This is a genomic window from Streptomyces sp. NPDC090083 (assembly GCF_044747445.1).
Classification (GTDB): Bacteria; Actinomycetota; Actinomycetes; order Streptomycetales; family Streptomycetaceae; genus Streptomyces.
This window is the reverse complement of the sequence record NZ_JBIVED010000002.1, coordinates 582,856-607,165: the sequence shown is the minus strand read 5'-3', so window position 1 is coordinate 607,165 and position 24,310 is coordinate 582,856. Positions and strand designations below refer to the sequence as shown.

The following is a 24,310-nucleotide window of genomic DNA, read 5'->3' as shown; positions in this document are numbered from 1 at the left end:
CCATCATGACGCAAGCGGAAGCCGTCAGCCCGAGCCGGGACTCCAGCCCTGCAGGACCGACTTGAACTGGGCGCTGGTCGTCGCCCAGTCGGCGGCCGGCGCCGACATGTAGATCGCGAACTCGACGCCGTCACGGGACATGTACGTCTCCTCGATGGCGCGCCGCGGCCCCGGGAACGGCGTGTCCTTCGACTGCGCGGTCCAGGTGTAGTCCCACAGGGAGCCCGGACGGTCGCGGTAGGTGTTCTGCTCCAGGGTCACCCGCTTGTAGTCGACCAGGCGCTGGAGCTGTACTTCCAGGTCGAGCTGGTGGGCGTTCGCGGTGGGGAAGTCCGGCGAGGTGTCGATGGCGATACGGACGAAGTGCTTGCCGTTGTCGGGCGAGTAGTCGACCTGCTTGATGCCGCCGGAGTCGCCGTAGACCTTCCGTGTCCAGCCCTTGGGGAGGGATATGTCGAAGCCCCAGGGGTCCTGGTAGACCCGCCAGGTGGCCGGACCCGAGCTCTGCGGGCTCGGCGTGGCGCTCTGCGGGGCCGATGCGCCCGAGGTGGTTCCCTTGTCCTGATTCCGGTCCTGGTGCCACTTCTGCAGCCCCAGCGCCGTACCGCCGCCGACGAGCGCGGCGACGACGACCACGAGGACGACCGAGCGCAGCCGGCGGCGCCTCGGCGGAGCGCCCGCCCCGGGCGGCGCGAGGGAGACGGGCGGTGTGTGCGGGTACGTGGCGCCGGTCGCCGCCGGGTACGGCGTCGCACCCGTGCCCGGCGTGTCGTGCGGGAACCCCTGCTGTCGCGAGCCGACCTGCTGTGTGGGCAGCCACTCCTCCGCCGACCGGGGCCGGCGGCCCTCCGCCGCCTCCGCGAGCATCTGCTCGGCCTGGTCGGCGTCGGGGCGCAGGGCCGGGTCCTTGTTCAGGAGGGCGGTGATGACGGGGGCGAGCGCGCCCGCGTAGCGGAGTTCGCCCGCGTCCTCCTCGACGACGGCCTGCATCGTGGAGAGCGGCGAGGTGCGGCGGAAGGGCGAGCGGCCCTCGACTGCCGTGTAGAGCGTGGCTCCCAGCGCCCACAGGTCGGAGGACGGGCCGGGGTCGGCGCCGCGGACCCGCTCGGGGGCGAGGTAGTCGACGGACCCGACGACCTCGCCGGTGCGGGTGATGGTCGAGTCGCCCTCGATCTGGGCGATGCCGAAGTCGGTGAGCAGGACCCGCCCGTCCTGCCCGAGCAGCACGTTGCCCGGCTTGATGTCGCGGTGCAGGACACCGGCGGCGTGCGCGGCGCGCAGGGCGCGCAGCACCCACAGGCCGATGCGCGCGGCCTCGGCGGGCGCGAGGCGGCCCTGCTCCTTCACCTCGTCGGCAAGGGAGTTGCCCTCGACCAGCTCCATGACGATCCACGGGCGGCCGTCGTGTTCGAGGACGTCGTGGACGGTGACGACGGCCGAGTGGTTGATCCGGGCGGCGGCGCGCGCCTCGGCGCGGGTGCGCGCCAGCAGCCGCGGCTGGTCGCTCTCGGACACATAGAGCGCGGCCGTCAACTCCTTGATGGCGACGGTCCGGTGCAACACCTCGTCGTGCGCCCGCCACACCCGGCCCATACCGCCGCTGCCGATCGACTCGGCGAGCCGATAGCGCCCCGCGAGGAGCAGGCCCTGCATCTGATTCACGTTTCCCCGCAATGCTCTTGACAGGCTCAGCGTAAGGACAGGCCCGCGTCCAGGGAACCAGCGGGGTACCACGGAGACCGCACTGTGACGGTTGTCGCTTCTGCGCCCGACCGGGAACCGACGGGCCTCGGCGCGCCGCCTCCGCGGGTCACCCGGTGTACTGATAGGTCGACGACGCCTGCTCGTACAGGCTTGTCACCTCGTCGCGTTGTGCCTCCGGGCCACGGACCTGCACGATGTGGTAGCGGCCGTCGATGAGGAACACCATGTTGCGTACGAAGAGGTCGCCGCCCTGGCTGTCCGTCCAGGTGAACTGGCCCTCGGCCATGGTCTTCCCGCCGACCGTGATGGTCCGCAGCCCGGTCGCGGTGGCCCAGCTGGAGTTGCGGTACGGCTGCAACTCGGCCTCATTGTCCCGCTGGTAGACCATCGGATCGCTGCCGTCGGCCGCCGCGCTGTCCCGGCCCGCCACGACGATCAGCTCGAAGCCGCCGTGCGCGTAGACGACTTGGCCGCTGCCGTTCTTCGGTGTCCGGGTCCAGCCCTTCGCCACGGCGATCCGGAACCCTTCGGGGTCCTTGCGCAGCACGAAACCGTCGGCGACGCTCGGGTCGGTCTGGGTCTCGGTCGAACTGGCCGACTTGGACGGGCTGTTGCCACTGCCGGGCGAGGTCTGGTCGGGCTGCGGCTGACTGCTCGAACCGTCCGACGACCGGGTGGGCGCGGTACTGACCTCACCCGCCGCACCGGTTCGATCGCTCTGCCCGGAGCCGGTGTCCTCCCCGGACTTGGGCATGAAGAGCATCGCGTACGCGACGGCGCCGGCCAGCAGCAGGAAGACGAGGATCAGCAGTGTCCGGCCCAACCGCCGCGGTGATCCGCCGACTTCCTCCCGGGCCCGCTTGTGCCGCCCGTGCGGACTGGTCGCGGGCAGCCCGGCGCGCCGCCTGCGCACCAACTCGCCCCGCCTGCGCACGATCGGCAGCCGCCGCGGGTCGGTCGGCGGGGTCGCGACGACATACGTGCCGGCCTCGGGCTCGGGCGCCGAACGCACCAACGACCGCAGCCAGCCGCGCAGTTCCTCGAAGTCCAGGCGCTCGGTCGGGTCCTGCCGCAGCAACGACTCCACGACCGGCCGCAGCGGCCCGCACTCCTCGGCGAAGGCGGGCGGCTCCGCGCACACCAGCTGCACCAGCTCCGCCGTCGCCTCCTCCGGATACGGCGCGTGCCCCTGCACGGCCCGGAAGAGCAGCGCCCCGAGCGCCCACAGATCGGTGGCGGGCCCGATCGGCGCGGCCAACTGCCAGTTCTCGTGCACCGGTACGGCCTGCTCGGGCGCCCACCGCTCGGTGACCGGTCCGACGACCGTCATCCGCACCTGACGTGCCCGCTCGGCGGCGAGCGCGGTGGCGGGGCCGCGGCGGACGGGCGCGCCCACGGCGGCGAGGTCGTCCCAACGCGCCGGTGGATGCGGTGGGTTACCGGGCGCGGAGGCGGCAGCGGGCGGTACGGGGCCTTCGAGGCCGGGGGTGCGGGAGGTGCCCGCGGGCGGTGCGGGTACGGGGTGCTGACCGGTGGCGGCGGTGAGGGCACCGTAGGCGGTGGGGTCGGGGGTGCGGGGGCGGGGGGTGTCGCCGCCGTGGGCCGGGGTGTCCGGGCCGTGGGGGCGCGGGGCACCGACGTAGCCCGTCGGGGCGTCCGTGCCGTAGGAACGGCCGTCCGTCGTGCCGTGGGAACGGCCGTCCGGGCCGGAGAACGTGCCCGCCGTGCCCGGAGGCAGCGCACCGGCGCCGCCGCCCTCCAGCGGCGGACGCGCCCGCTCGCCCTGACCCGCCACGCCCTGCTCGCCGGTGCCCTGGCCCGGCGTCGCGCCGTGCCAGGCGGTGTTGCGGACGCCGTAGGGGTCGGCTATCTGGCCCGGTGGGGTGGTGGGGGCCTGGTGCTGCACGCCGTTGCTTCCCGCGTACGGGAGCTGGGCCGGGCCGTTGGACTGAGCGGGGCCGTGTTCGCCCTCGGGGGCGGGGCGGGCGCCGGGGAGTGCCGGGCGGCCCTGCTGGGACTCCTGGACCCGCGCCGCGGCCCGGGCACCCGCGCGGTACGCGGCGATGGCCCCGGCGCGCGCGGCCCGTACGTCACCGCCGACGTCCGGCTCCCTGCGGGCGGGCACGGCGGGGACACCGCTCGTGCCGGCGCTCTCCACACCGACTCCGGGCAGCCCTCCGGCGGCCCGTGCCTCGATCGCGGCCCGCCGGGCGGCCTCGGGGTCGGCGGCACCGGGGCCCGCGGCGGCGGCCGTGCCACCGCCCGCGCCTCCGAAGCCGATCGCTCCGCCGCCGGTGCCCCGCGCGCCACCGGGGATCGCGGGGACCGTGGAACCGCCGGGAGCCGGGGAACCGGCCCGTGCAGTGGAGCCCGCGGGGGCGATCGCGCCGCCCGGGGCCCTGGAGCCCGCGGGGATCGCGGCGTCGCCGTCCACGCCGTCCTGGCCCGGCACCGGGTCGTAGCCGCAGAGTGCCTCTTCCGCCGCGCCGACCGCGAGGCCGGTCAGCATGACGCGGCCGTCGTCGCAGACGAGCACCGTGCGGGCGGTGATGTTGCGGTGCACCCAGCCGTGCGCGTGCAGCACCCGCAGCGCCATCAGCACGTCGGCGGCGACCTCGGCCGCCCGGTACGGCGACAGCGGCTTCTCCGCGAGCAGGGCGGCGAGCGGCTGGGCGGACACCAGTTCGCTCACTATCCACAGCGAACCGCCTTCGGCGAACACGTCGAAGACCTGGTCCAGCCGGGGATGGTCCGGGATGCGGGCCGCCGCCTGCGCGGCCTCGACCGCACGCCGTACGGCGGGGTCGGAGGGCCGTCGGGTGGCGATGCGGGCCGAGGCCGGCCGCCGGGCGCCGCGGTCGCGCGCCGTGAACCCGTCGGGCAGCCCGTCGTCGCCGAGCACCTCCGCCTCGACGACCTCGGGCAACGGCACCTGGCGCACCAGGACTTCCTGCCCGCTGTAGGTGTCGAAGGCCCGGGTCTCGGTGAGTTCGTACTCGTCGGAGGGCGGCAGCGGCAGGCGGTAGCGGTCGGCGAGCACCCGACCCGCATAGTCGTCCACGTTGCCTCCCCCGGCCGCCCGGTTGGTCAATTCCGCTCGCCTTGCGGCCCGTTCCGTCCGCATCCGGGGATGCGTCACACCTAGATGCGTACGGTCCGCAACCACTCACGATACGTGCCGGAGGCAACCCACAAGAGGGGTTGACGGATCTGGCACGCCAAACCAGGCCCCACCCGCCTCACGACTTCGGTTCGAACGTCTTCGTCAGGGTCGTCCAGGTGTCCTCACGAAGCTCTGTACCCCAATTCGCGGCCTTCGCGGTGTACATGAGCGCATATCCGAGATGACTGTTGACGACGAACCCTCGGTCGATGGTGCGGTACTTCGTCCCGCCGTCCTGATAGGTGAACTCCCAGTCGGCCGTGTTCCAGCCCCTGTAGTCCACCTTCTCTATTCGGATCCGCGCGTACCCGGAGCGCGTCATGTACTGCTCCTGGTTCTTCCAGTCCGCGACCGCGTCGCCCTTCGGCGTACTGGTCCAGGCGATCAGCAGCTTCTGCCCGTCGGGGCCGGCCAGCCGGACCCCGGCGGAGTCCGTCGACTGGTACGACCACCCGGCGGGCAGGCCTATCGAGAAACCCTGGCTCCCCTTGTACGTCTTCACGACCGCGGCGCCGTCCGAGCCGCCCGAGGAACCGTCCGACCCGTCGTCGCTGCCGCCGGACGCGCCGGTGTCCGAACTCGCCGTGTCGTCGCCCGTACTTGCCGTCTCCGAGGAGTCGGTCCGGGTGCCGCCCGTGCTCTTGGCGTCGTCGTCCTTCTTGGTGCCGGCGCCCTCGCTCGCACTCGCGCTCGCGCTGACACCGCCCCCGGACTTGGCGCCGCTGTTGTCCTTCGACCCCTTCGAGCCGCTGTCGTCACCGCCGCCGAGCGTCAGCGCCAGCACGACACCGATCACCGCGAGCGCGATCACGGCCGCGATGATCAGCAGCGTGCGCTTCGGCACCACGTCCGTGAGCGGCGCCCTCGGCACCGGCCGCGGCGGCAGATCCGGCGGCGTCATCACGGGCCAGCCGGAACTCCGCCCGCCCGCGCCCGAGTTGTCCCCACGCGCACCGGTCTCACGGGCCGCGCCCACCTCGCGGGTCGCGCTCAGCCCCTTCGTACCGGCATCGCCGAGCCCCGGCTCCCGCAGCCCCGACGACTCCACACCCAGGGCACGCGTCCCGGGGTCACGCGTACCCGAGTCACGCGAACCGGCGTCGCGCGCACCGGAGTCCGGCGCCACACCCTTCGCCGCCGAGCCGGCCGCAGCACCGGCACCGGCCGCGGTCCCCGCACCTGCGGCGCCTCCCGACCGAGCCGAAGGAACCCCGGGCGTACCGGACTTGACGCCCTCAGCCGCTGAGCCGCCCTCGGTGGCAGCGCCCTTCGTACCACCGGAGCCGCCCTTGCCCGAAGCACCGGCCCCGGCAGCGGCGGCGGCACCGGAACCAGCGCCCGTCCCGGAGCCACCCGGCTTACCAGGAACGGACGTCGAGGCCCGGCCCGTGGTCGCGCCGGAAGCCGTACGAGGGGTCACGCCGGAGGGAGCCGCACCGGCCCCCGTCCCCGCGACCGGACCCGCGGCAGAACCCGAACCCGTCGCCGGAGCCGCGGTCGCCGAAGCACCCGAGGCGACCGCCCCGGCCGCGGCCGATCCCCCGGCCGCCTTCCGCATCGACCGCAGCGCGCCGCGCAGCCGCTCGGCCCCCGCCGAAGCACCCGAACTCCCGCTCCCGCCACCGCTCTTCCTGCCACCGGACCCCTCGGGCCCCGGCTGCGCCGGCAACGGCACGACCCGGGTCGCGTCCAGCGGCGGCTCCGGCTCGGCCGGCTTCGGCTCGGGCGCGTGGATCACCGCGGTGAGCATCGCCCGCGCACCCGCGTCGTCGAGACGCTGGGCCGGGTCCTTGTTCAGCAGGCCGTAGATGACGTCCCTCAACGGCCCGGCGTGCTTCGGCTCCTCCAGCGGCTCGGTCATCACCGCGGTGAGCGTGGCGATCGCCGAACCCTTGTCGTACGGCGGTGCGCCCTCGACCGCCGCGTACAACAGGCCGCCGAGCGACCACAGGTCGGCCGCGGGACCCGGCTTGTGCCCGCGGGCCCGCTCCGGGGAGATGTAGGAGGGCGCGCCGACGAGCATGCCGGTGGAGGTGATCGACGGATCGCCCTCGACCTGCGCGATGCCGAAGTCGGTGAGCACGACCCGGCCGTCCTCGGCGATCAGCACGTTCGACGGCTTCACGTCGCGGTGCAGGATGCCCTCGCGGTGCGCCGACCGCAGGACGTCGAGTATCGCGAGCCCCACCTCCGCGGCGCGCCGCGGCGCCAGCAGACCGTCCTCCCGGATGGCCTCCGCGAGGGACTTGCCCTCGACCAGCTCCATGACGATCCACGGCCGGTCGTCCTCGTCGACGACGTCGAAGACCGTCACCGCGCTGGTGTTGCGGATCCGCGCGATGGCCTTCGCCTCGCGCAGCGTCCGTGTGATCAGCCGCCGCTTCTCGTCCTCGTCGATGCTGGACGGGAACCGCAGTTCCTTGACGGCGACCGTCCGGCCCAGGGTTTCGTCCTCGGCACGCCATACCGTGCCCATGCCTCCGCGGCCGAGCACTTCTCCCAAGCGGTACCGCCCGGCGAGAAGACGCTCGTTCTTGTCCCGACGAGTGTCCTGACGGGATGTCCCCGCCCGCTCCGCCTCCGACATGCGTCCCCTCATGCAACCCGCCCTGACAGAGCCTCCATTGTCCCCCACCGAACAAGTGCCCAACGCCCAGGGGGCCTCTCCCGGCGCACCCCGGTCGCATCCCGTGGCGTATCCGCCGCAGGTCACACAGCCAAGTCCGGCAGGATGACCGCCGAGAACGGAGGATCGCGATGCCCACACCTCGGACACTGCTGGCCCTTCCGCTGTCCCTGGCCTTTCTCTGTCTGTCCATGACCTCCTCCCAGGCCGGCCCGGCACCGGACACGAAAGCCCTGGTCAGGCTGCTGGTCACCCGGGGCAGAGTCCCCGCTGCGGCGCTCCTGGCCCACGACAGCAGGGGCCTTGGCGCCACCCCGGCCGGGACGGACCCCGAGCGGGCCGCGACGGACTACGCCCTCGGCACGACGGCGTACGCCCGGTCCGGGACCGGCATCAGCCGGGCCGACCACTTCCGCGCCGGCAGCATCACGAAGACCTTCATCGCGACCGTGGTCCTCCAACTCGCCGCCGAACACCGGCTGTCGCTGTCCGACACGGTCGAGCGGCACCTGCCCGGTCTGGTACACGGGGCGGGCAACGACGGGCGCGCGCTGACCCTCCGCTCCCTGCTCACCCACACCAGCGGTCTGTACGACTTCACCGAGGACACCGGGGGCACGGTCCCCGTCACCCCGATCCGGGCCGTCCGTACAGCGATCACCCACCCTCCGGCCGATCGAGGCCGCTTCTCCTACTCGAACACCAACTACGTGCTGCTCGGCCTGGTGATCCGACAGGTCACCGGCGACTCGTACGCCACCGAGGCCGAGCGCCGCATCATCGCTCCGCTGCGCCTGACGGGCACCTCCTTCCCGGGCTCCCGCACCACTCTTCCCTGGCCGCACGGCCGGGCCTACGCGGCCGACGGCTCCGACGTCACCGATCTCGACCCGCGGGTGGCCGGGGCCGCGGGCGAGCTGGTGACCACGCTCGCCGACCTGGACCGCTTCTACTCGGCCCTGCTCGGCGGGCAGTTGCTGCCCCCGCGCCTGCTGCGCGAGATGCTCGACACCCGCACCGCACACGGCTCGTACGGCATGGGGCTGTTTCCGGTGAAGCTGCCGTGCGGCACCACGGTGTGGGGGCACAACGGCCGCATCGCCGGAAGCTACGTGCGCACCGCAGCCACCCTCGACGGCCGTCGTGTCCTCACCTTCCGGGTGAACACGAGCGAGATAGCGGACCCCGGCCTCGAACCGGCCCTGCTCGCCGCCGAGTTCTGCCCCCGCACCTCGTAGAACGGCCGGGTTCCGCACAAAGATCCCACTTCATGACACTCGTTCGAGTGAAGCCGAGCCTGGGCCGAGTCCGGGCCTGGGCCGAGTCCGGGCCTGGGCCGAGTCCGGGCCTGGGCCGAGTCCGGGCCGAACGTGGGCCGGACCTGGGCCGGACCCGAGTTGGTCCTGAGCCCAGAGCCCACCCCTCAGCCGGGTGCGGCGGGTCTACAGCGGCGCGATGTCCGGCGCTCCCAGCCGTGCCGCGTCAGCCGTCAGGTCGTCCGGCTGGAGCTGGGACTCCCGCTCGGCCTCCACCCGCTTCTCGTAGTGCTCGACCTCGCGCTCGATCTGGTCCTTGTCCCAGCCCAGCACCGGCGCCATCAGCTCGGCGGCCTCACGGGCGCTGCGGGTGCCCCGGTCGAAGGTCTCGATCGAGATGCGGGTGCGGCGGGTGAGGACGTCGTCCAGATGGCGTGCGCCCTCGTGCGAGGCGGCGTAGACGATCTCGGCGCGCAGATAGTCGTCGGCGGCCTGGAGGGGTTCGCCGAGGGTGGGGTCCTTCTCGATGAGGTCGAGGATCTCCTCCGCCATCGAGCCGAAACGGTTCAACAGGTGCTCCACGCGCACCACATGGATGCCGGTCTTGGTGGCGATGCGGGCCCGTCCGTTCCACAGTGCCCGGTAGCCCTCCGCGCCCAGCAGCGGTACGTCCTCGGTGACGCACTCGGCGACCCGCAGGTCGAGGCCGTGCACCGCCTCGTCCACGGCGTCCTTGGCCATCACCCGGTACGTCGTGTACTTGCCGCCCGCCACGACGACGAGCCCCGGCACCGGGTGCGCGACGGTGTGCTCGCGCGACAGCTTGCTGGTGGCGTCGGACTCGCCGGCCAGCAGCGGGCGCAGCCCCGCGTACACGCCCTGGACGTCGTCTCTGGTCAGCGGGACCGCGAGCACCGAGTTGACGTGCTCCAGGAGGTAGTCGATGTCGGCGCTGGACGCGGCCGGGTGGGCCTTGTCGAGGTCCCAGTCGGTGTCGGTGGTGCCGATGATCCAGTGCCGGCCCCACGGGATGACGAACAGGACGGACTTCTCGGTGCGCAGGATCAGCCCGCTGGTGGAGTTGATGCGGTCCTTGGGGACGACCAGGTGGATGCCCTTGGAGGCCCGGACGTGGAACTGGCCGCGCTCGCCGACCATCGCCTGGGTGTCGTCGGTCCACACGCCTGTCGCGTTCACGATCTGCTTGGCGCGGATCTCGTACTCGCCGCCCGCCTCGACGTCCTGCACCCGGGCGCCGACCACGCGCTCGCCCTCGCGCAGGAAACCGGTCACCCGCGCGCGGTTGGCCACCTTCGCGCCGTAGGACGCGGCCGTGCGCACCAGGGTGGCCACATAGCGGGCGTCGTCCATCTGCGCGTCGTAGTACTGCAGCGCGCCGACCAGGGCGTCCTTCTTCAGGGCGGGCGCCACCCGCAGGGCGTGACGGCGGCTCAGGTGGCGGTGGGTGGGCAGGCCCCGGCCGTGGGCGCGGGCCATGGACATCGCGTCGTAGAGCGCGACGCCCGAACCGGCGTAGAGCCGCTCCCAGCCCTTGTGCTGGAGCGGGTACAGGAACGGCACCGGCTTCACCAGGTGCGGGGCCAGGCGCTCCAGCAGCAGTCCGCGCTCCTTGAGCGCCTCCCGGACGAGGGCGAAGTCGAGCATCTCCAGATAGCGCAGCCCTCCGTGGATGAGCTTGCTCGACCTGCTCGACGTGCCGGACGCCCAGTCGCGCGCCTCGACCAGTCCCGTGGACAGGCCGCGCGTCACGGCGTCCAGGGCGGTGCCCGCGCCGACCACGCCTGCGCCCACCACGAGCACGTCCAGTTCGCGCTCGGCCATTCCCGCCAGTGCCTCGGCTCGCTGCGCCGGACCCAGTGTCGCTGTCCTCACCGCTGCCTCCCGCTATCGGTAGCGCCGGCCGCACCCGTTCGGCGAAGCCCGGTTCGTTTCCCTCCTGCCCAAATTCTGACCGGGTTGCCCGACTTCAGCCACCACTCGCCCCCAGCCTGTGGACAACAATCACGGGACCACCGAGAAACACAGCCGTCCAATCCCGCATAACGGTCATATTTACTCCTAGTCTGACATTGCGCTCGCCCGTTCTGTCCACAGGGCTTGCGCACCTGTCCCGCTTCGGTTACTGGGAAGGACGGCCCACGCCATGCCCGCAGATCTCGCCGTCGTCGGCCTCGGTCCTCTCGGCCTGCCCCTGGCCCAGGCCGCTGTCGCCGCCGGCATCGCCACGGTCGGCTTCAAGACCGGTCCCGAGGCCGGCTCCCTCAGCCCCGCAGAACTGCGCCGGATGCTCTCGGGGGGCTTCCGGCCGGCCACCAACCCCGCCGAGCTCGGCCGCGTCCGCACCGCCGTGATCTGCGCCCCGACCCCCCGGGACGCCGACGGCGGCCTCGACCTCGGCCAGGTGGAGACGGCCGCCCGCGCCCTCGCCGCCCACCTGCGCCCGCACACCACGGTGATCCTGGAGTCGGCGGTGCACCCGGGCACCACGGAGACCTTCCTGCGCCCCCTCCTCGAACAGGGCTCGGGCCTGCGCGCGGGACGCGACTTCCACCTCGCCTACTCCCCCAGCCGCATCGACCCCGGCAACCGCGACTTCACCCCGGCCAACACCCCGAAGGTGATCGGCGGCCTCACCCCGGCCTGCACCGAGTCGGCCGCCGCCTTCTACGGGCGCCTCACCGACAAGGTGGTACGCGCGCGTGGCCTGCGCGAAGCGGAGACCGTGCAGCTCCTGGAGACCAACTTCCGGCACGTCAACATCGCCCTCGTCAACGAAATGGCCGTCCTGTGCCACGACTTGGGCGTCGACCTGTGGGACGTCATCCGCTGCGCGGAGACCAAGCCGTTCGGCTACCAGGCCTTCCGCCCCGGCCCCGGCGTCGGCGGCCACGCGGTCCCCCAGGACCTCACCGGCCACGGCGCGCGCCCCCTGCGCATGGTCGAACTCGCCCAGCAGGTCAACCACCAGATGCCCCGCTACGTCATCCAGCGGGCCGCCACGCTCCTCAACGAGCACGGCAAGTCCGCGCGCGGGGCCCGCGTCCTGCTCCTCGGCGTCACCTACAAGGCCGACCTCGCCGACCAGCAGGGCACCCCCGCCCAGGAGATCGCGGTCCGCCTGATGGAGCTCGGCGCCTCCGTCAGCTACCACGACCCGCACATCCCGTCCTGGAGCGTCCTCGACCGCCCGGTCCCGCGCGCGGACTCCCTCTACGAGGCGGCGGCCGACGCGGACCTGACGATCCTGCTCCAGCAGCACCGCACGTACGACCTCCAGGGCCTGTCCGTGAAGGCCCAGCTGCTGCTGGACACGCGGGGGGCCACGCCCACGGGGGCGGCGCATCGGCTCTGACCGGCGCGCGGGTGGTGCGGGGGGCGCTTGAGGCCCCTCCGTCCCAACACACGCCCCACTCAGCCCGCTTGGCATGCGAAAGGGCCCGGACCACCCAGGTCCGGGCCCTTCGAAGCGTCGTAGAAGCGACTGCCGCCTACCGCTTGTGCTGCGAGTCCGCCACCGTGACCTCGACGCGCTGGAACTCCTTCAGCTCGCTGTAGCCGGTCGTCGCCATCGCGCGGCGCAGCGCCCCGAAGATGTTCATCGAGCCGTCGGGGATGTGGGACGGGCCGGTGAGGATCTCCTCGACCGTGCCGACCGTGCCGAGGTCGACCTTCTTGCCGCGGGGCAGCTCCTCGTTGACCGCTTCCATGCCCCAGTGGTGGCCCTTGCCGGGCGCGTCCGTGGCGCGGGCGAGCGGGGAGCCCATCATCACCGCGTCCGCGCCGCAGGCGATGGCCTTGGGGAGGTCGCCGGACCAGCCGACGCCGCCGTCGGCGATGACGTGCACGTACCGGCCGCCGGACTCGTCCATGTAGTCGCGGCGGGCGGCGGCCACGTCGGCGACGGCGGTGGCCATCGGGACCTGGATGCCCAGCACGTTGCGCGTGGTGTGCGCCGCGCCGCCGCCGAAGCCGACGAGGACGCCGGCCGCGCCGGTGCGCATGAGGTGCAGGGCCGCGGTGTACGTGGCGCAGCCGCCGACGATGACCGGGACGTCCAGCTCGTAGATGAACTGCTTCAGGTTCAGCGGCTCGTGCGAGCCCGACACGTGCTCCGCGGAGACCGTCGTACCGCGGATGACGAAGATGTCCACGCCCGCGTCGACGACGGCCTTGGAGAACTGGGCCGTGCGCTGCGGGGAGAGCGCGGCGGCGGTGACCACGCCCGAGTCGCGCACCTCCTTGATGCGCTGCCCGATCAGCTCCTCCTTGATGGGAGCCGCGTAGATCTCCTGGAGGCGGCGGGTCGCGGCGTCCACGTCGAGGCCGGTGATCTCGTCGAGCAGCGGCTGCGGGTCCTCGTACCGCGTCCAGAGGCCTTCGAGGTTGAGCACGCCGAGGCCGCCGAGCTCACCGATGCGGATCGCGGTGGCCGGGGAGACGACCGAGTCCATGGGGGCGGCCAGGAAGGGCAGCTCGAAGCGGTAGGCGTCGATCTGCCAGGCGATCGAGACCTCCTTCGGGTCCCGCGTACGGCGGCTGGGGACGACGGCGATGTCGTCGAAGGCGTACGCCCGGCGGCCGCGCTTGCCGCGCCCGATCTCGATCTCAGTCACGTCTGTGGCCTTTCCTCTGCGTTTCAGCGTCTTCCAGTATCGCCGACGGACACGACAAGGGCGGCCCCGGTGTCCCCGGGGCCGCCCTTGAGGAAGCCTGCCGACTACTTGCTGCGGCTGTAGTTCGGTGCCTCGACCGTCATCTGGATGTCGTGCGGGTGGCTCTCCTTGAGGCCCGCGGACGTGATGCGGACGAAGCGGCCCTTGGTCTCCATCTCCTCGATGGTGGCCGCGCCGACGTAGCCCATGGTCTGGCGCAGGCCGCCGACGAGCTGGTGCAGCACGTTGGCCAGCGGGCCGCGGTAGGGCACCTGGCCCTCGATGCCCTCGGGCACGAGCTTGTCGTCGGAGGCGACCTCGGCCTGGAAGTAGCGGTCCTTGGAGTACGACCGGGCCTGGCCGCGGGACTGCATCGCGCCGAGCGAGCCCATGCCGCGGTACGACTTGAACTGCTTGCCGTTGATGAACTGCAGCTCGCCCGGGGACTCCTCGCAGCCCGCGAGGAGGCTGCCGAGCATCACCGTGTCGGCGCCGGCGGCGAGCGCCTTGCCGATGTCGCCGGAGTACTGCAGGCCGCCGTCGCCGATGAGCGGGACGCCGGCCGCGCGGGCGGCGAGGGACGCTTCGTAGATCGCGGTGACCTGCGGGACGCCGATGCCGGCGACGACCCGGGTCGTGCAGATCGAGCCGGGGCCGACGCCGACCTTGATGCCGTCGACACCGGCGTCGACCAGGGCCTGGGCGCCGTCGCGGGTGGCGACGTTGCCGCCGATCACGTCGACGCCGACGCTCGACTTGATCTTCGCCATCCAGTTGAGGGCGTTGCTGTTGTGGCCGTGCGAGGTGTCGACGACCAGGAAGTCCACACCGGCCTCGGCGAGGGCCTGGGCGCGCTCCAGCGCCTCGGGGCTGGCGCCGACGGCGGCACCGACGATGAGGCGGCCCTCGGCGTCCTTGGCCGCGTTCGGGTACTGCTCGGCCTTGACGAAGTCCTTGACCGTGATGAGGCCCTTGAGGACGCCCGCCTCGTCGACCAGGGGAAGCTTCTCGATCTTGTGGCGGCGCAGCAGCTGCATGGCGTCGGCGCCGGAGATGCCGACGTTGCCGGTGACCAGGGGCATCGGGGTCATGACCTCGCGCACCTGCTGGGAGCGGTCGGTCTCGAAGGCCATGTCGCGGTTGGTGACGATGCCGAGCAGCTTGCCGTTGCCGTCGGTCACCGGGACGCCGCTGATGCGGAACTTGGCGCACAGGGCGTCGGCCTCGGCGAGCGTGGCGTCCGGGTGGACGGTGATCGGGTCGGTGACCATGCCGGACTCGGAGCGCTTCACGAGGTCGACCTGGTTGACCTGGTCCTCGACGGACAGGTTGCGGTGCAGGACGCCGACACCGCCTTGGCGGGCCATCGCGATCGCCATCCGGGACTCGGTCACCTTGTCCATCGCCGCGGACAGCAGCGGGATGTTCACGCGGACGTTGCGCGAGATGCGGGACGAGGTGTCGACCGCGTTCGGGAGCACGTCGGACGCGCCCGGCAGCAGCAGCACGTCGTCGTAGGTCAGCCCTAGTGTCGCGAATTTGGCGGGCACTCCGTCGACGTTGGCAGTCATGACACCTTCCCCAAATGGCCTTGATCGGTGCGGATGTCCATGCTAACGGGAAGCGCGGTCACCAAATTCCACGATTCCACGGCTACGGCCCGCTCCGGGCTTCGTATGTTCGTACGTACGCCGTCGGCCCGCTGTTCACCGAAGGCGACCCGGCGCGCGGCTCCCGCCGCCAAGGGCGGTGCCCGTACGGGAGTTACTGCTCGGCCAGGGCCCGCAGCCGGCTCAGCGCGCGGTGCTGGGCGACCCGGACCGCGCCGGGTGACATTCCCAACATCTGGCCGGTCTCCTCGGCGGTGAGGCCGACGGCGATGCGGAGCAGGAGCAGCTCGCGCTGGTTCTCCGGGAGGTTGGCGAGGAGTTTCTTGGCCCATTCGGCGTCACTGCTGAGCAGGGCGCGCTCCTCGGGACCGAGGGAGTCGTCCGGGCGCTCCGGCATCTCGTCCGAGGGCACGGCCGTGGACCCGGGGTGGCGCATCGCGGCGCGCTGGAGGTCGGCGACCTTGTGGGCGGCGATGGCGAAGACGAAGGCCTCGAAGGGGCGGCCGGTGTCCTTGTAGCGCGGCAGGGCGAGGAGGACGGCGACGCAGACCTCCTGCGCCAGGTCCTCCACGAAGTGCCGTGCGTCGCCCGGGAGTCGGGACAGCCGGGTGCGGCAGTACCGCAGGGCCAGTGGATGGACGTGGGCGAGCAGATCGTGGGTGGCCTGCTCGTCTCCGTCGACCGCGCGAAGGACGAGCCCACCAATCGCCCCTGGGGCACTGGCCGCCTCATCGTCACGCATCGGTCCATGGTGCCTTGCGGCCGAAGGGTCCGTGGCACCGCGCCCGTTGTTGTGCACCGAAGCGTTATGAGCAGGTGCGCCGGAACTCATCTCCTGCGCCCTCCCCTCCCGCTCGACCGACTCGTCCCCGAGGAACTCCACACCTCAAGGATGCGGCATCCGCGGCGAAACGAGCAGCGGGCGCCCGGCGGGCCCCGTCACCGTCCCCGCCCACCCTGCGGCGGGCGGGGATACTCGTACCCCCGCTACGACCCACTGACCTGGTCCTAACGGACCAGACCCCACCGGAAACCGAGCGCCACGGCGTGTGCCCGGTCCGAGGCGCCGAGTTTCTTGAAGAGCCGGCGCGCGTGCGTCTTGACCGTGTCCTCGGAGAGGAAGAGCTCGCGGCCGATCTCCGCGTTCGAGCGGCCGTGGCTCATGCCCTCCAGGACCTGGATCTCACGCGCGGTGAGCGTCGGCGCGGCACCCATCTCGGCCGAGCGCAGCCGGCGCGGGGCCAGCCGCCAGGTCGGGTCGGCGAGCGCCTGGGTGACCGTGGCCCGCAGTTCGGCGCGCGAGGCGTCCTTGTGCAGATAGCCGCGGGCGCCGGCCGCGACCGCGAGGGCCACGCCGTCCAGGTCCTCGGCGACGGTGAGCATGATGATCCGTGCGCCCGGGTCGGCGGACAGCAGTCGGCGCACGGTCTCGACACCGCCGAGTCCGGGCATGCGTACGTCCATCAGGATGAGGTCCGAGCGGTCGGCGCCCCAGCGGCGGAGGACTTCCTCGCCGTTGGCCGCCGTCGTCACGCGCTCGACGCCGGGCACGGTCGCGACCGCGCGGCGGAGCGCCTCTCGGGCAAGCGGGGAGTCGTCACAGACGAGGACGGATGTCATGGCCGCCCTCCGCAACTGATGCGCGTCACCTTGAGCCTCCAGGCTGGTACGAAATCGTCACCTGTGCGGTCGACCGTCTCGGACGCCTGCCCGAGCACTTGTGTTTTCAACCGCCTCGCACTCTCAACGACGGTCACTCGAAAGAGTTACGGGGCCGTGTGCCATCTTCGGCACTCTACGTGAGGGTGCGGACACGGTGGAGGCATGCGGGGCCGACCCTCAAGCTTTCATCACAACCGGTGCCCCATTCAGCCCTATTTCTTCCCTTTTGCTGGTGTCTGAGGCTAGATTCGCAATGAGTCATATTTTCATCTCCTTAGATCGTAGTTGTACGGTCGTGGACACCGTATCCGCCCATAACGGCTACAAGGGGTCACGCAATGGCAGATTTCTCCCGCCTTCCCGGACCGAACGCGGACCTGTGGGACTGGCAGCTCCTGGCTGCCTGCCGAGGGGTCGACAGCTCGCTCTTCTTTCATCCCGAGGGCGAGCGCGGTGCGGCACGAAGCGCTCGTGAGAACTCGGCCAAAGAGGTCTGCATGAGGTGCCCGGTCCGCGCACAGTGCGCGGCGCACGCCCTGGCGGTGCGCGAACCGTACGGCGTCTGGGGCGGACTGACCGAGGACGAGCGCGAAGAGCTCATGGGGCGTGCCCGCAACCGGCTGGTGTCGGCATCGGCCGCCGGGGACATGGCTTCGAACAACTGAAGGAACGTTTCTCCAACTAGCGCTCCACCAGGGGGACACCAAGCTCCGCACCAGGGCCCGCCAGGCCCCACCAGGGCACGCCAAGCTCACACAGGGCACGCCAAGCTCCCGCCAGGGGCACGCGCACGCGTGCCCCACTATTTTTCTCGCGGCCACTGCGCGCAGGGCCTGCATCTCGCAGGGCTACTTCTCGCGGGCCGCGCGCTCCAGCCGGTCCAGCGTCGCCGCCACCGCCGGGACCCGCGCCAGGTCGGGCAGGGTCAGCGCGACGATCTCCCGCCGTACCGCCGGTTCCAGCGTCACCGTCCGTGCGCCCCGGGGCCGTACGGACTCGATGGCGAGCTGGGGCAGGACGGCGACGCCCAGGCCCGCGCTCACCAGGCCGACGACGGCCGGATAGTCGTCGGTCGCGAAGTCGATGCGCGGGGTGAATCCGGCCTTCTCGCACACCTCGACCAGCTGGCCCCGGCAGCGCGGGCAGCCGGCGATCCAGGGTTCGCGGGCCAGTTCGCCGATCGACACCGACTCCGCGCGCGCGAGGCGGTGCCTCTCCGGGACCAGGGCGACCAGGCGGTCGCCGAGCAGGGGGCGTACCACCAGGTCGGACCAGTCCTCCGCGCCCGCCGCCGCCTCGTAGCGGAAGGCGAGCGCGATGTCGCAGTCGCCCTCCCGGAGCAGCTCGACGGAGTTCGGCGGCTCGGCCTCCTCCAGGGAGACGCGGGTGCCGGGGTGGGCGGCGCGCAGGGCGGCCAGGGCGGTGGGGACGAGCGTCGAGCTGCCGCTGGGGAAGGAGACCAGGCGGACCCGGCCGGCCCGCAGGCCCGCGATGGCGGCGACCTCCTCCTCGGCGGCGGTGAGCCCGGAGAGGATGCCGGCCGCGTGCCGGACCAGGGCCTCGCCCGCCTGGGTCAACCGCATCTCGCGGCCGGTGCGGACCAGCAGCGGGGTGCCGACCGAGGTCTCCAGGGCCTTCATCTGCTGGCTGACGGCGGGCTGGGTGCAGCCCAGTTCGCGCCCGGCCGCAGAGAAGGAGCCGGTGGCGGCGACGGCACGCAGCACACGGAGATGTCGGGCCTCGATCACGCGCCGAGCATAAGCGCTTGTTTGCCACGGCGCCGAATAATGCGCCGCACCTTTGGGGCGCTCTCGTCTACCGTGCGGTCATGAAGCTTCTCTCGCTGAACCTGGGCCGGGCCACGGCCGTGCCGTACACGGACCAGCCGGACGGCGTGACCGGCATCGACAAGCGGCCGACCGACGGGCCGGTGCGGGTGAGCGCGCCCGGCCCCAAGGGCGTCGCCGGGAGCGGGCTGGCCGGGGACGCGGTCTGCCACCGGCGCCACCACGGGGGCGACGACCAGGCGGTGTACGCGGTCGCGCGGGAGGATCTCGACGACTGGGCGCGGGAGCTGGGGCGCCCGCTGGCCAGCGGTTCCTTCGGGGAGAACCTGACGACCCTGGGTCTCGACGTGTCCGGCGCGCGGATCGGCGAACGCTGGCGGATCGGCCCCGAGGTGATCCTGGAGGTCACCTCCGGGCGGATCCCGTGCCGTACGTTCCAGGACCATCTGGGCGAACGGGGATGGGTGAAACGGTTCACCTTGAAGGGTGCCCCGGGGGCCTATCTGCGGGTGATCGAACCCGGTGAGATCCGCGCGGGCGACGCGATCGAGATCGTGCACCGGCCCGGGCACGAGGTGACGGTGGCCCTGCAGTTCCGGGCCGTGACAACCGAGCGCGAACTGTTGCCGCGACTGCTCCCGGCGGGCGAGGCACTGCATCCGGAGGCGTTGGCGCAGGCGCGGAAGTACGTCGCGGAGCAGCCCGCCTGACCTGCCGTCACGGCGCGTTCGACGCACTGTTCGACACGTGTTCGTCACGGATCGGGAGGGCCTGTGCAGAGATCGGACCGGGTCGCCCGGTGTCACTAATCTTGCGCCATGACAACGGCATTGATTACGGGATCGACCGCGGGGATCGGTGCCGCCTTCGCGCGGCGGCTCGCGGCGGACGGACACAACCTCGTGCTGGTGGCGCGGAACACCGCCCGGCTCGGGGAGCAGGCGACCGAACTGCACGACCGGCACGGCATCGAGGCGGAGGTGCTCACCGCCGACCTCTCCACCGACGAGGGCATCGAGGCGGTCGCCGCCCGCCTCGCCGACCGCAAGAACCCCGTCGACCTGCTGGTCAACAACGCGGGCTTCGGCAACAAGGGCCGCTATCTCGACGTACCGATGGCCGACGAGCTGAAGATGCTCAAGGTGCACTGCGAGGCGGTGCTGCGGCTGACCAGCGCGGCGACCGGGGCGATGCGGGAACGCGGGCGCGGCGGGGTGGTCAACGTGGCGTCGGTGGCGGCCTTCGTGCCGCGCGGGACGTACGGCGCGTCGAAGGCGTGGGTCGTGCAGTTCACCCAGGGCGCGGCCAAGGACCTGGCGGGTACCGGCGTACGGCTGATGGCGCTGGCGCCCGGTTTCGTGCGGACCGAGTTCCATGAGCGGGCCGGAATGGGCACGGACAACATCCCGAACTGGATGTGGCTGGACGCGGACAAGCTGGTCGCGGCGGCGCTCGCGGATCTGGCGCGCGGCAAGTCGCTGTCGATCCCGGACCCGCGCTACAAGGCGCTGATGGGCCTGGTGAAGGTCACCCCGCAGGCGGTGCTGGGCGGGATCACGTCGAAGACCGGGCGGAAGTACGGGCCGCAGTGACGGCCGCCGCCCTGAGGTCGGCGGCCCCGGTGACGAGCGAGACGGCAGCGCGAAGGCCCGGCTCCCCCAGAGGGGCGCCGGGCCTTCGCCGTACGTGCTACGGGTTCACCGACCGGTGTCAGTGGGAGTGGCCGTGGCCGTGACCGGCGGCGGCGGGCTCCTCCTCTTCCTTCTTCTCGACGACCAGGGTCTCGGTCGTGAGGAGGAGGGAGGCGATGGAGGCGGCGTTCTCCAGGGCGGAGCGGGTGACCTTGACCGGGTCGATGACGCCGGCCTTGACCAGGTCGCCGTACTCGCCGGTCGCGGCGTTGAAGCCCTGACCCGGCTTCAGCTCGGCGACCTTGGAGGTGATGACGTAGCCCTCGAGGCCCGCGTTCTCGGCGATCCAGCGCAGCGGCTCGACGACCGCGCGCCGCACGACCGCGACACCCGTGGCCTCGTCGCCGGTCTTGTCGAGGTTGCCGTCCAGGACCTTGGCGGCGTGCACCAGGGCGGAGCCACCACCGGAGACGATGCCCTCCTCGACCGCGGCGCGGGTCGCGGAGATGGCGTCCTCCAGACGGTGCTTCTTCTCCTTCAGCTCCACCTCGGTGGCGGCGCCGACCTTGATCACGCACACACCGCCGGCCAGCTTCGCGAGGCGCTCCTGGAGCTTCTCGCGGTCCCAGTCGGAGTCCGTGTTCTCGATCTCGGCCTTGATCTGGTTGACGCGGCCCGCGACCTCGGAGGCGTCACCGGCACCGTCGACGACGGTCGTGTCGTCCTTGGTGACGGTCACGCGACGGGCGGAGCCCAGCACGTCCAGGCCGACCTGGTCGAGCTTGAGGCCGACCTCCTCGGCGATGACCTGACCGCCGGTGAGGGTGGCGAGGTCGCCGAGCATCGCCTTGCGGCGGTCGCCGAAGCCGGGGGCCTTGACCGCGACCGCGTTGAACGTGCCGCGGATCTTGTTCACGACCAGGGTCGACAGAGCCTCGCCCTCGACGTCCTCGGCGATGATCAGCAGCGGCTTGGAGGCGTTGGCCTGGATGACCTTCTCCAGCAGCGGCAGCAGGTCCTGGATGGAGCTGATCTTGCCCTGGTGGATGAGGATGTACGGGTCCTCGAGGACCGCTTCCATGCGCTCCTGGTCCGTCACGAAGTACGGCGACAGGTACCCCTTGTCGAAGGCCATGCCCTCGGTGAAGTCCAGCTCCAGACCGAAGGTGTTGGACTCCTCGACGGTGATGACACCGTCCTTGCCGACCTTGTCCATCGCCTCGGCGATGAGCTCGCCGACCTGGCTGTCCTGCGCGGACAGACCGGCGACGGCCGCGATGTCGGCCTTGTCGTCGATCGGGCGCGCGGTGGAGAGCAGCTCGTCGGAGACGGCCTTGACGGCGGCGTCGATGCCCTTCTTCAGGGCGGCCGGGGAGGCACCCGCGGCGACGTTGCGCAGGCCCTCGCGCACGAGCGCCTGGGCGAGCACGGTGGCGGTGGTGGTGCCGTCACCCGCGATGTCGTTGGTCTTGGTCGCCACCTCCTTCACCAGCTGGGCACCGAGGTTCTCGTACGGGTCCTCGATCTCGACCTCGCGGGCGATGGTGACGCCGTCGTTGGTGATGGTGGGGGCGCCGAACTTCTTGTCGATGACGACGTTGCGGCCCTTGGGGCCGATCGTCACCTTGACCGTGTCGGCAAGCTTGTTGACGCCGCGCTCGAGGGCGCGACGGGCGTCCTCGTCGAACTTCAGGATCTTCGCCATGGGAGCGGTTCAGCCCTCTCGGAAAACGTGGGTGAAACGAACTGCGCCCCTGACGCCCGGCTTCATAAGGTCGCGGGGGCCAGGGGCGCAGCTCAAAAGCAGAATGTGCTGGTGGTGAATTACTTCTCGATGATCGCGAGCACGTCGCGAGCCGAGAGGACGAGGTACTCCTCGCCGCTGTACTTCACCTCGGTGCCGCCGTACTTGCTGTACAGCACGATGTCGCCGGTCTTCACGTCGAGCGGCAGGCGCTCGCCGTTCTCGAAGCGACCCGGGCCCACGGCGAGGACGACGCCCTCCTGGGGCTTCTCCTTCGCGGTGTCCGGGATGACCAGGCCAGAGGCCGTGGTCTGCTCGGCGTCGAGCGGCTGGACCACAATGCGGTCCTCGAGCGGCTTGATGGCAACCTTGGAGCTGGCGGTCGTCACGATCCGACCTCCCCCTTCGGAGATCTCACGGGGTTAACTGTCTGAGGTGGCGACCAGGTGGATCCGTCGTCGCGGGTGCCGGACCTGCCCGTCGCTGTTGGCACTCTCCAGTGGGGAGTGCCAGGCCTGAGACTATGACTGCGATTAGCACTCGGTCAAGCGGAGTGCCAATGCCCGCGGCGCTTGAGCGGAATTTCGATGTCGTCCTGGGCTGTGCGGCCGGCCTGTGGCTGGTGCCTCCGTCCCTGGGGGCTGCGCCCCCAGACCCCGCCTCTTCGGCCTGGACGGCCTCGTCCTCAAACGCCGGACGGGCTGAGTGATGCCGACCGGCGCCCCGAACGTGACCGTCCTACAGATAGTCCTCCAGGCGGCCCACCGTCAGGCCGCGTTCCTGGATGCCGCGGAGGAGGCGGGCCGTCGTGTCGGTCGGGGTGATCTGGACGATGTCTCCGCGGGTGAGGCGGTGGTCGCCGCGGGCGTAGGTGAGGGTGCCGGTGGTCGTGGAGGCGCGCCAGAGGACCAGGGCGGAGATGCCGCAGTCGGCGGCGGCGCGGCGGGTGGTCGTGTCGTACGTGCCCTCGGGGAGCCGCAGCAGGCGGGAGCCGGGGCGGTGGCCGCAGATCTCGGTGCGCTGGGCGGCGTAGGGCAGGCCGGTGAAGCGGACGGGTTTCGGGGGTGTGCGGAACTCCGTGACGGGGAGGCGGAGTTCGCGGACCAGGGTGGTGAACCCCGGGTCCCGGCGGGTGTGGGTGTCGTGGTCGTAGGTGAGGAAGACGACGCGGTCGCGGGTGCGGACGTGGTCCACGACCGGGGGGAGCCCCGGGCCCGCCGAGGGTGCGGCGGGCCGGGGCGGGGCGGGGGCCAGCGGGGCGGTCAGGCCCCAGCGGCGGTAGGGCTGGTCAGGGGTCGGGCCGTGCTGGTGGACGCGCTGGGCGGCTTTCTTGCCGAGCCGTTCGATGGGGTCGACGGACTGCGCGCAGCCGGTGAGGAGGAGGGCCGCCAACACGACGGTCACCGGCGTCCGTAGTGTCGCGGGTCTCACAGGTAGTCCTCCAGGCGGGCCACCGCGTATCCCTCGGCGGTGACCTTGCCGAGGAAGCGGCGCATGTCGTCGACCATGGTGCCCTTCCAGTCCTCGCGGCCCCGGAAGTGCGTCAGGACGATGTCGCCGGGGTGGAGGGACTTGTCGTCCTCGCGGTACTCCCAGTGGTCGACGAAGACCTCCTCGTCCCAGATCGGGGCGTACTTGATGCCGCAGGACTTCGCGGCGACGAGGGTGTCGTGGTTGTAGTTGCCGTACGGCGGCCGGAACAGGGTGGGGGCCTTGCCGAACTGCTTCTTCATGATGTCCTGCATGCCGCAGATCTCGCGCTTCTGCTCGGCGTAGGACAGGCCCGGCAGGTACGGGTGCGTGAGGGTGTGGTTGTTGACCGTGTGCCCCTGGGCCTGCATCTTCCGGAAGTAGGCGTAGTCGTCCTTCACCAGGTAGTTGCTGAGGAAGGCCGTGTACGGGATCTTCAGGTCGCTCATCATCCGCAGGAAGGCGGGGTCCTTGTTCTCGCCGTCGTCGATGGTGAGGAACACGATCTTCTTGTCGGTCGGGATCGTGGTGAAGACCGGCGGGAGGTTCAGCTCCTCCTGGTCGTCCACCTCGAAGCCCTTGCGCGCGGTGATCTCCGGCTTGTGCGCGGGCGCCGGCGGAGCGGCGAGCGGCACCTTGGCCAGCCCCCAGCGCTTCGCGGCGGCCACCCGGGCCGCGTACTCGGCGCGCAGCTTCGTCGCGTAGGAGTCCAGCGCGCGGGCGGGGGGTGCGTGCAGGGGCTGTGCGCCCTGGGCCGGGTGGACGGCCGCTCCGGAGCCGGACCGGCCGCAGCCGGAGACGAGGGCCGCGAGCGCGAGAGCGGCGAGCGCGCCACGGGCGCCCGCCCTCCGGCGAGGATGCGCGTGCGCCCGACCCTGACGCGCCCGATTGATGTCATTTTGTACGACTACTCGCATGGGGCCGGATCTTTTCAGGCCACGGCCCCGATCCCGCGACGACACCGCCGGGACACCGCCACCGGAG

Annotated in this window: 18 protein-coding genes; 5 read left to right on the top strand and 13 right to left on the bottom strand. The window is 71.8% G+C overall.

Going from position 1 to position 24,310, the window contains the following annotated elements; all coding sequences use genetic code 11:
* Window positions 1-24: 24 nt before the first annotated feature.
* The 3 genes from ACIPTO_RS08515 to ACIPTO_RS08505 form a co-directional block, all read right to left on the bottom strand.
* Complete coding sequence (locus ACIPTO_RS08515) at window positions 25-1,653, bottom strand: protein kinase (RefSeq protein ID WP_401190845.1); 1,629 nt, start codon at window positions 1,651-1,653, stop codon at window positions 25-27.
* 157 nt (window positions 1,654-1,810) lie between these two features.
* Entirely contained in the window at window positions 1,811-4,765 is a 2,955-nt protein-coding gene (locus tag ACIPTO_RS08510) for a protein kinase (RefSeq protein ID WP_401190227.1), read from the bottom strand.
* 178 nt (window positions 4,766-4,943) lie between these two features.
* Window positions 4,944-7,454 carry a serine/threonine-protein kinase gene (locus ACIPTO_RS08505; protein ID WP_401190225.1) on the bottom strand — a complete coding sequence of 837 codons (2,511 nt, stop codon included), beginning with the start codon at window positions 7,452-7,454 and terminating at the stop codon, window positions 4,944-4,946.
* 170 nt (window positions 7,455-7,624) lie between these two features.
* On the opposite strand from ACIPTO_RS08505, the gene ACIPTO_RS08500 reads away from it, so the two are divergent.
* Complete coding sequence (locus tag ACIPTO_RS08500; protein ID WP_401190223.1) at window positions 7,625-8,731, top strand: serine hydrolase domain-containing protein; 1,107 nt, start codon at window positions 7,625-7,627, stop codon at window positions 8,729-8,731.
* A 204-nt stretch (window positions 8,732-8,935) separates the two neighbouring features.
* Here ACIPTO_RS08500 and ACIPTO_RS08495 read toward each other — a convergent pair whose 3' ends face one another.
* The gene (locus ACIPTO_RS08495) at window positions 8,936-10,642 is read right to left on the bottom strand and encodes a glycerol-3-phosphate dehydrogenase/oxidase (RefSeq protein ID WP_366316456.1); all 1,707 of its coding nucleotides are present in this window, start codon (window positions 10,640-10,642) and stop codon (window positions 8,936-8,938) included.
* Window positions 10,643-10,913: 271 nt separating this feature from the next.
* Between ACIPTO_RS08495 and ACIPTO_RS08490 the strand changes: the two genes are divergently transcribed.
* Window positions 10,914-12,122, top strand: a complete 1,209-nt coding sequence (locus ACIPTO_RS08490) for a nucleotide sugar dehydrogenase (RefSeq protein WP_366316458.1) — start codon at window positions 10,914-10,916, stop codon at window positions 12,120-12,122.
* Between the two features lie 136 nt (window positions 12,123-12,258).
* Here ACIPTO_RS08490 and ACIPTO_RS08485 read toward each other — a convergent pair whose 3' ends face one another.
* From ACIPTO_RS08485 to ACIPTO_RS08470, 4 genes are all read right to left on the bottom strand, one after another.
* Entirely contained in the window at window positions 12,259-13,383 is a 1,125-nt protein-coding gene (locus ACIPTO_RS08485; protein WP_366316460.1) for a GuaB3 family IMP dehydrogenase-related protein, read from the bottom strand.
* A 104-nt stretch (window positions 13,384-13,487) separates the two neighbouring features.
* Window positions 13,488-14,993 carry an IMP dehydrogenase gene (gene guaB, locus ACIPTO_RS08480; RefSeq protein WP_366316462.1) on the bottom strand — a complete coding sequence of 502 codons (1,506 nt, stop codon included), beginning with the start codon at window positions 14,991-14,993 and terminating at the stop codon, window positions 13,488-13,490.
* A 193-nt stretch (window positions 14,994-15,186) separates the two neighbouring features.
* Entirely contained in the window at window positions 15,187-15,774 is a 588-nt protein-coding gene (locus tag ACIPTO_RS08475) for a sigma-70 family RNA polymerase sigma factor (protein ID WP_019055585.1), read from the bottom strand.
* A 266-nt stretch (window positions 15,775-16,040) separates the two neighbouring features.
* Window positions 16,041-16,652 (bottom strand): response regulator transcription factor, encoded by a 612-nt coding sequence (locus tag ACIPTO_RS08470; protein ID WP_003948568.1) that lies wholly within the window; start codon window positions 16,650-16,652, stop codon window positions 16,041-16,043.
* A 380-nt stretch (window positions 16,653-17,032) separates the two neighbouring features.
* Between ACIPTO_RS08470 and ACIPTO_RS08465 the strand changes: the two genes are divergently transcribed.
* Window positions 17,033-17,359 carry a WhiB family transcriptional regulator gene (locus tag ACIPTO_RS08465; RefSeq protein ID WP_019055584.1) on the top strand — a complete coding sequence of 109 codons (327 nt, stop codon included), beginning with the start codon at window positions 17,033-17,035 and terminating at the stop codon, window positions 17,357-17,359.
* A 183-nt stretch (window positions 17,360-17,542) separates the two neighbouring features.
* Here the strand turns inward: ACIPTO_RS08465 and ACIPTO_RS08460 are convergent, their stop codons facing one another.
* On the bottom strand, window positions 17,543-18,442 hold the full coding sequence (locus tag ACIPTO_RS08460) for a LysR family transcriptional regulator (protein ID WP_401190220.1): 900 nt from the start codon (window positions 18,440-18,442) through the stop codon (window positions 17,543-17,545).
* A gap of 80 nt (window positions 18,443-18,522) precedes the next feature.
* On the opposite strand from ACIPTO_RS08460, the gene ACIPTO_RS08455 reads away from it, so the two are divergent.
* Both ACIPTO_RS08455 and ACIPTO_RS08450 read left to right on the top strand, forming a co-directional pair.
* Entirely contained in the window at window positions 18,523-19,191 is a 669-nt protein-coding gene (locus ACIPTO_RS08455; RefSeq protein WP_366316467.1) for an MOSC domain-containing protein, read from the top strand.
* 108 nt (window positions 19,192-19,299) lie between these two features.
* Window positions 19,300-20,073 (top strand): SDR family oxidoreductase, encoded by a 774-nt coding sequence (locus tag ACIPTO_RS08450; RefSeq protein ID WP_366316469.1) that lies wholly within the window; start codon window positions 19,300-19,302, stop codon window positions 20,071-20,073.
* Window positions 20,074-20,191: 118 nt separating this feature from the next.
* On the opposite strand, the gene groL is transcribed toward ACIPTO_RS08450, so the two are convergent.
* The 4 genes from groL to ACIPTO_RS08430 form a co-directional block, all read right to left on the bottom strand.
* A complete protein-coding gene (gene groL, locus ACIPTO_RS08445; protein ID WP_366316471.1) occupies window positions 20,192-21,817 on the bottom strand; it encodes a chaperonin GroEL in 1,626 nt (541 codons plus the stop codon).
* 119 nt (window positions 21,818-21,936) lie between these two features.
* On the bottom strand, window positions 21,937-22,245 hold the full coding sequence (gene groES / locus ACIPTO_RS08440) for a co-chaperone GroES (RefSeq protein ID WP_008747517.1): 309 nt from the start codon (window positions 22,243-22,245) through the stop codon (window positions 21,937-21,939).
* A gap of 349 nt (window positions 22,246-22,594) precedes the next feature.
* On the bottom strand, window positions 22,595-23,260 hold the full coding sequence (locus ACIPTO_RS08435; protein ID WP_401190219.1) for a hypothetical protein: 666 nt from the start codon (window positions 23,258-23,260) through the stop codon (window positions 22,595-22,597).
* 23 nt (window positions 23,261-23,283) lie between these two features.
* Window positions 23,284-24,243 carry a polysaccharide deacetylase family protein gene (locus tag ACIPTO_RS08430; RefSeq protein ID WP_401190218.1) on the bottom strand — a complete coding sequence of 320 codons (960 nt, stop codon included), beginning with the start codon at window positions 24,241-24,243 and terminating at the stop codon, window positions 23,284-23,286.
* Window positions 24,244-24,310 lie beyond the last annotated feature (67 nt).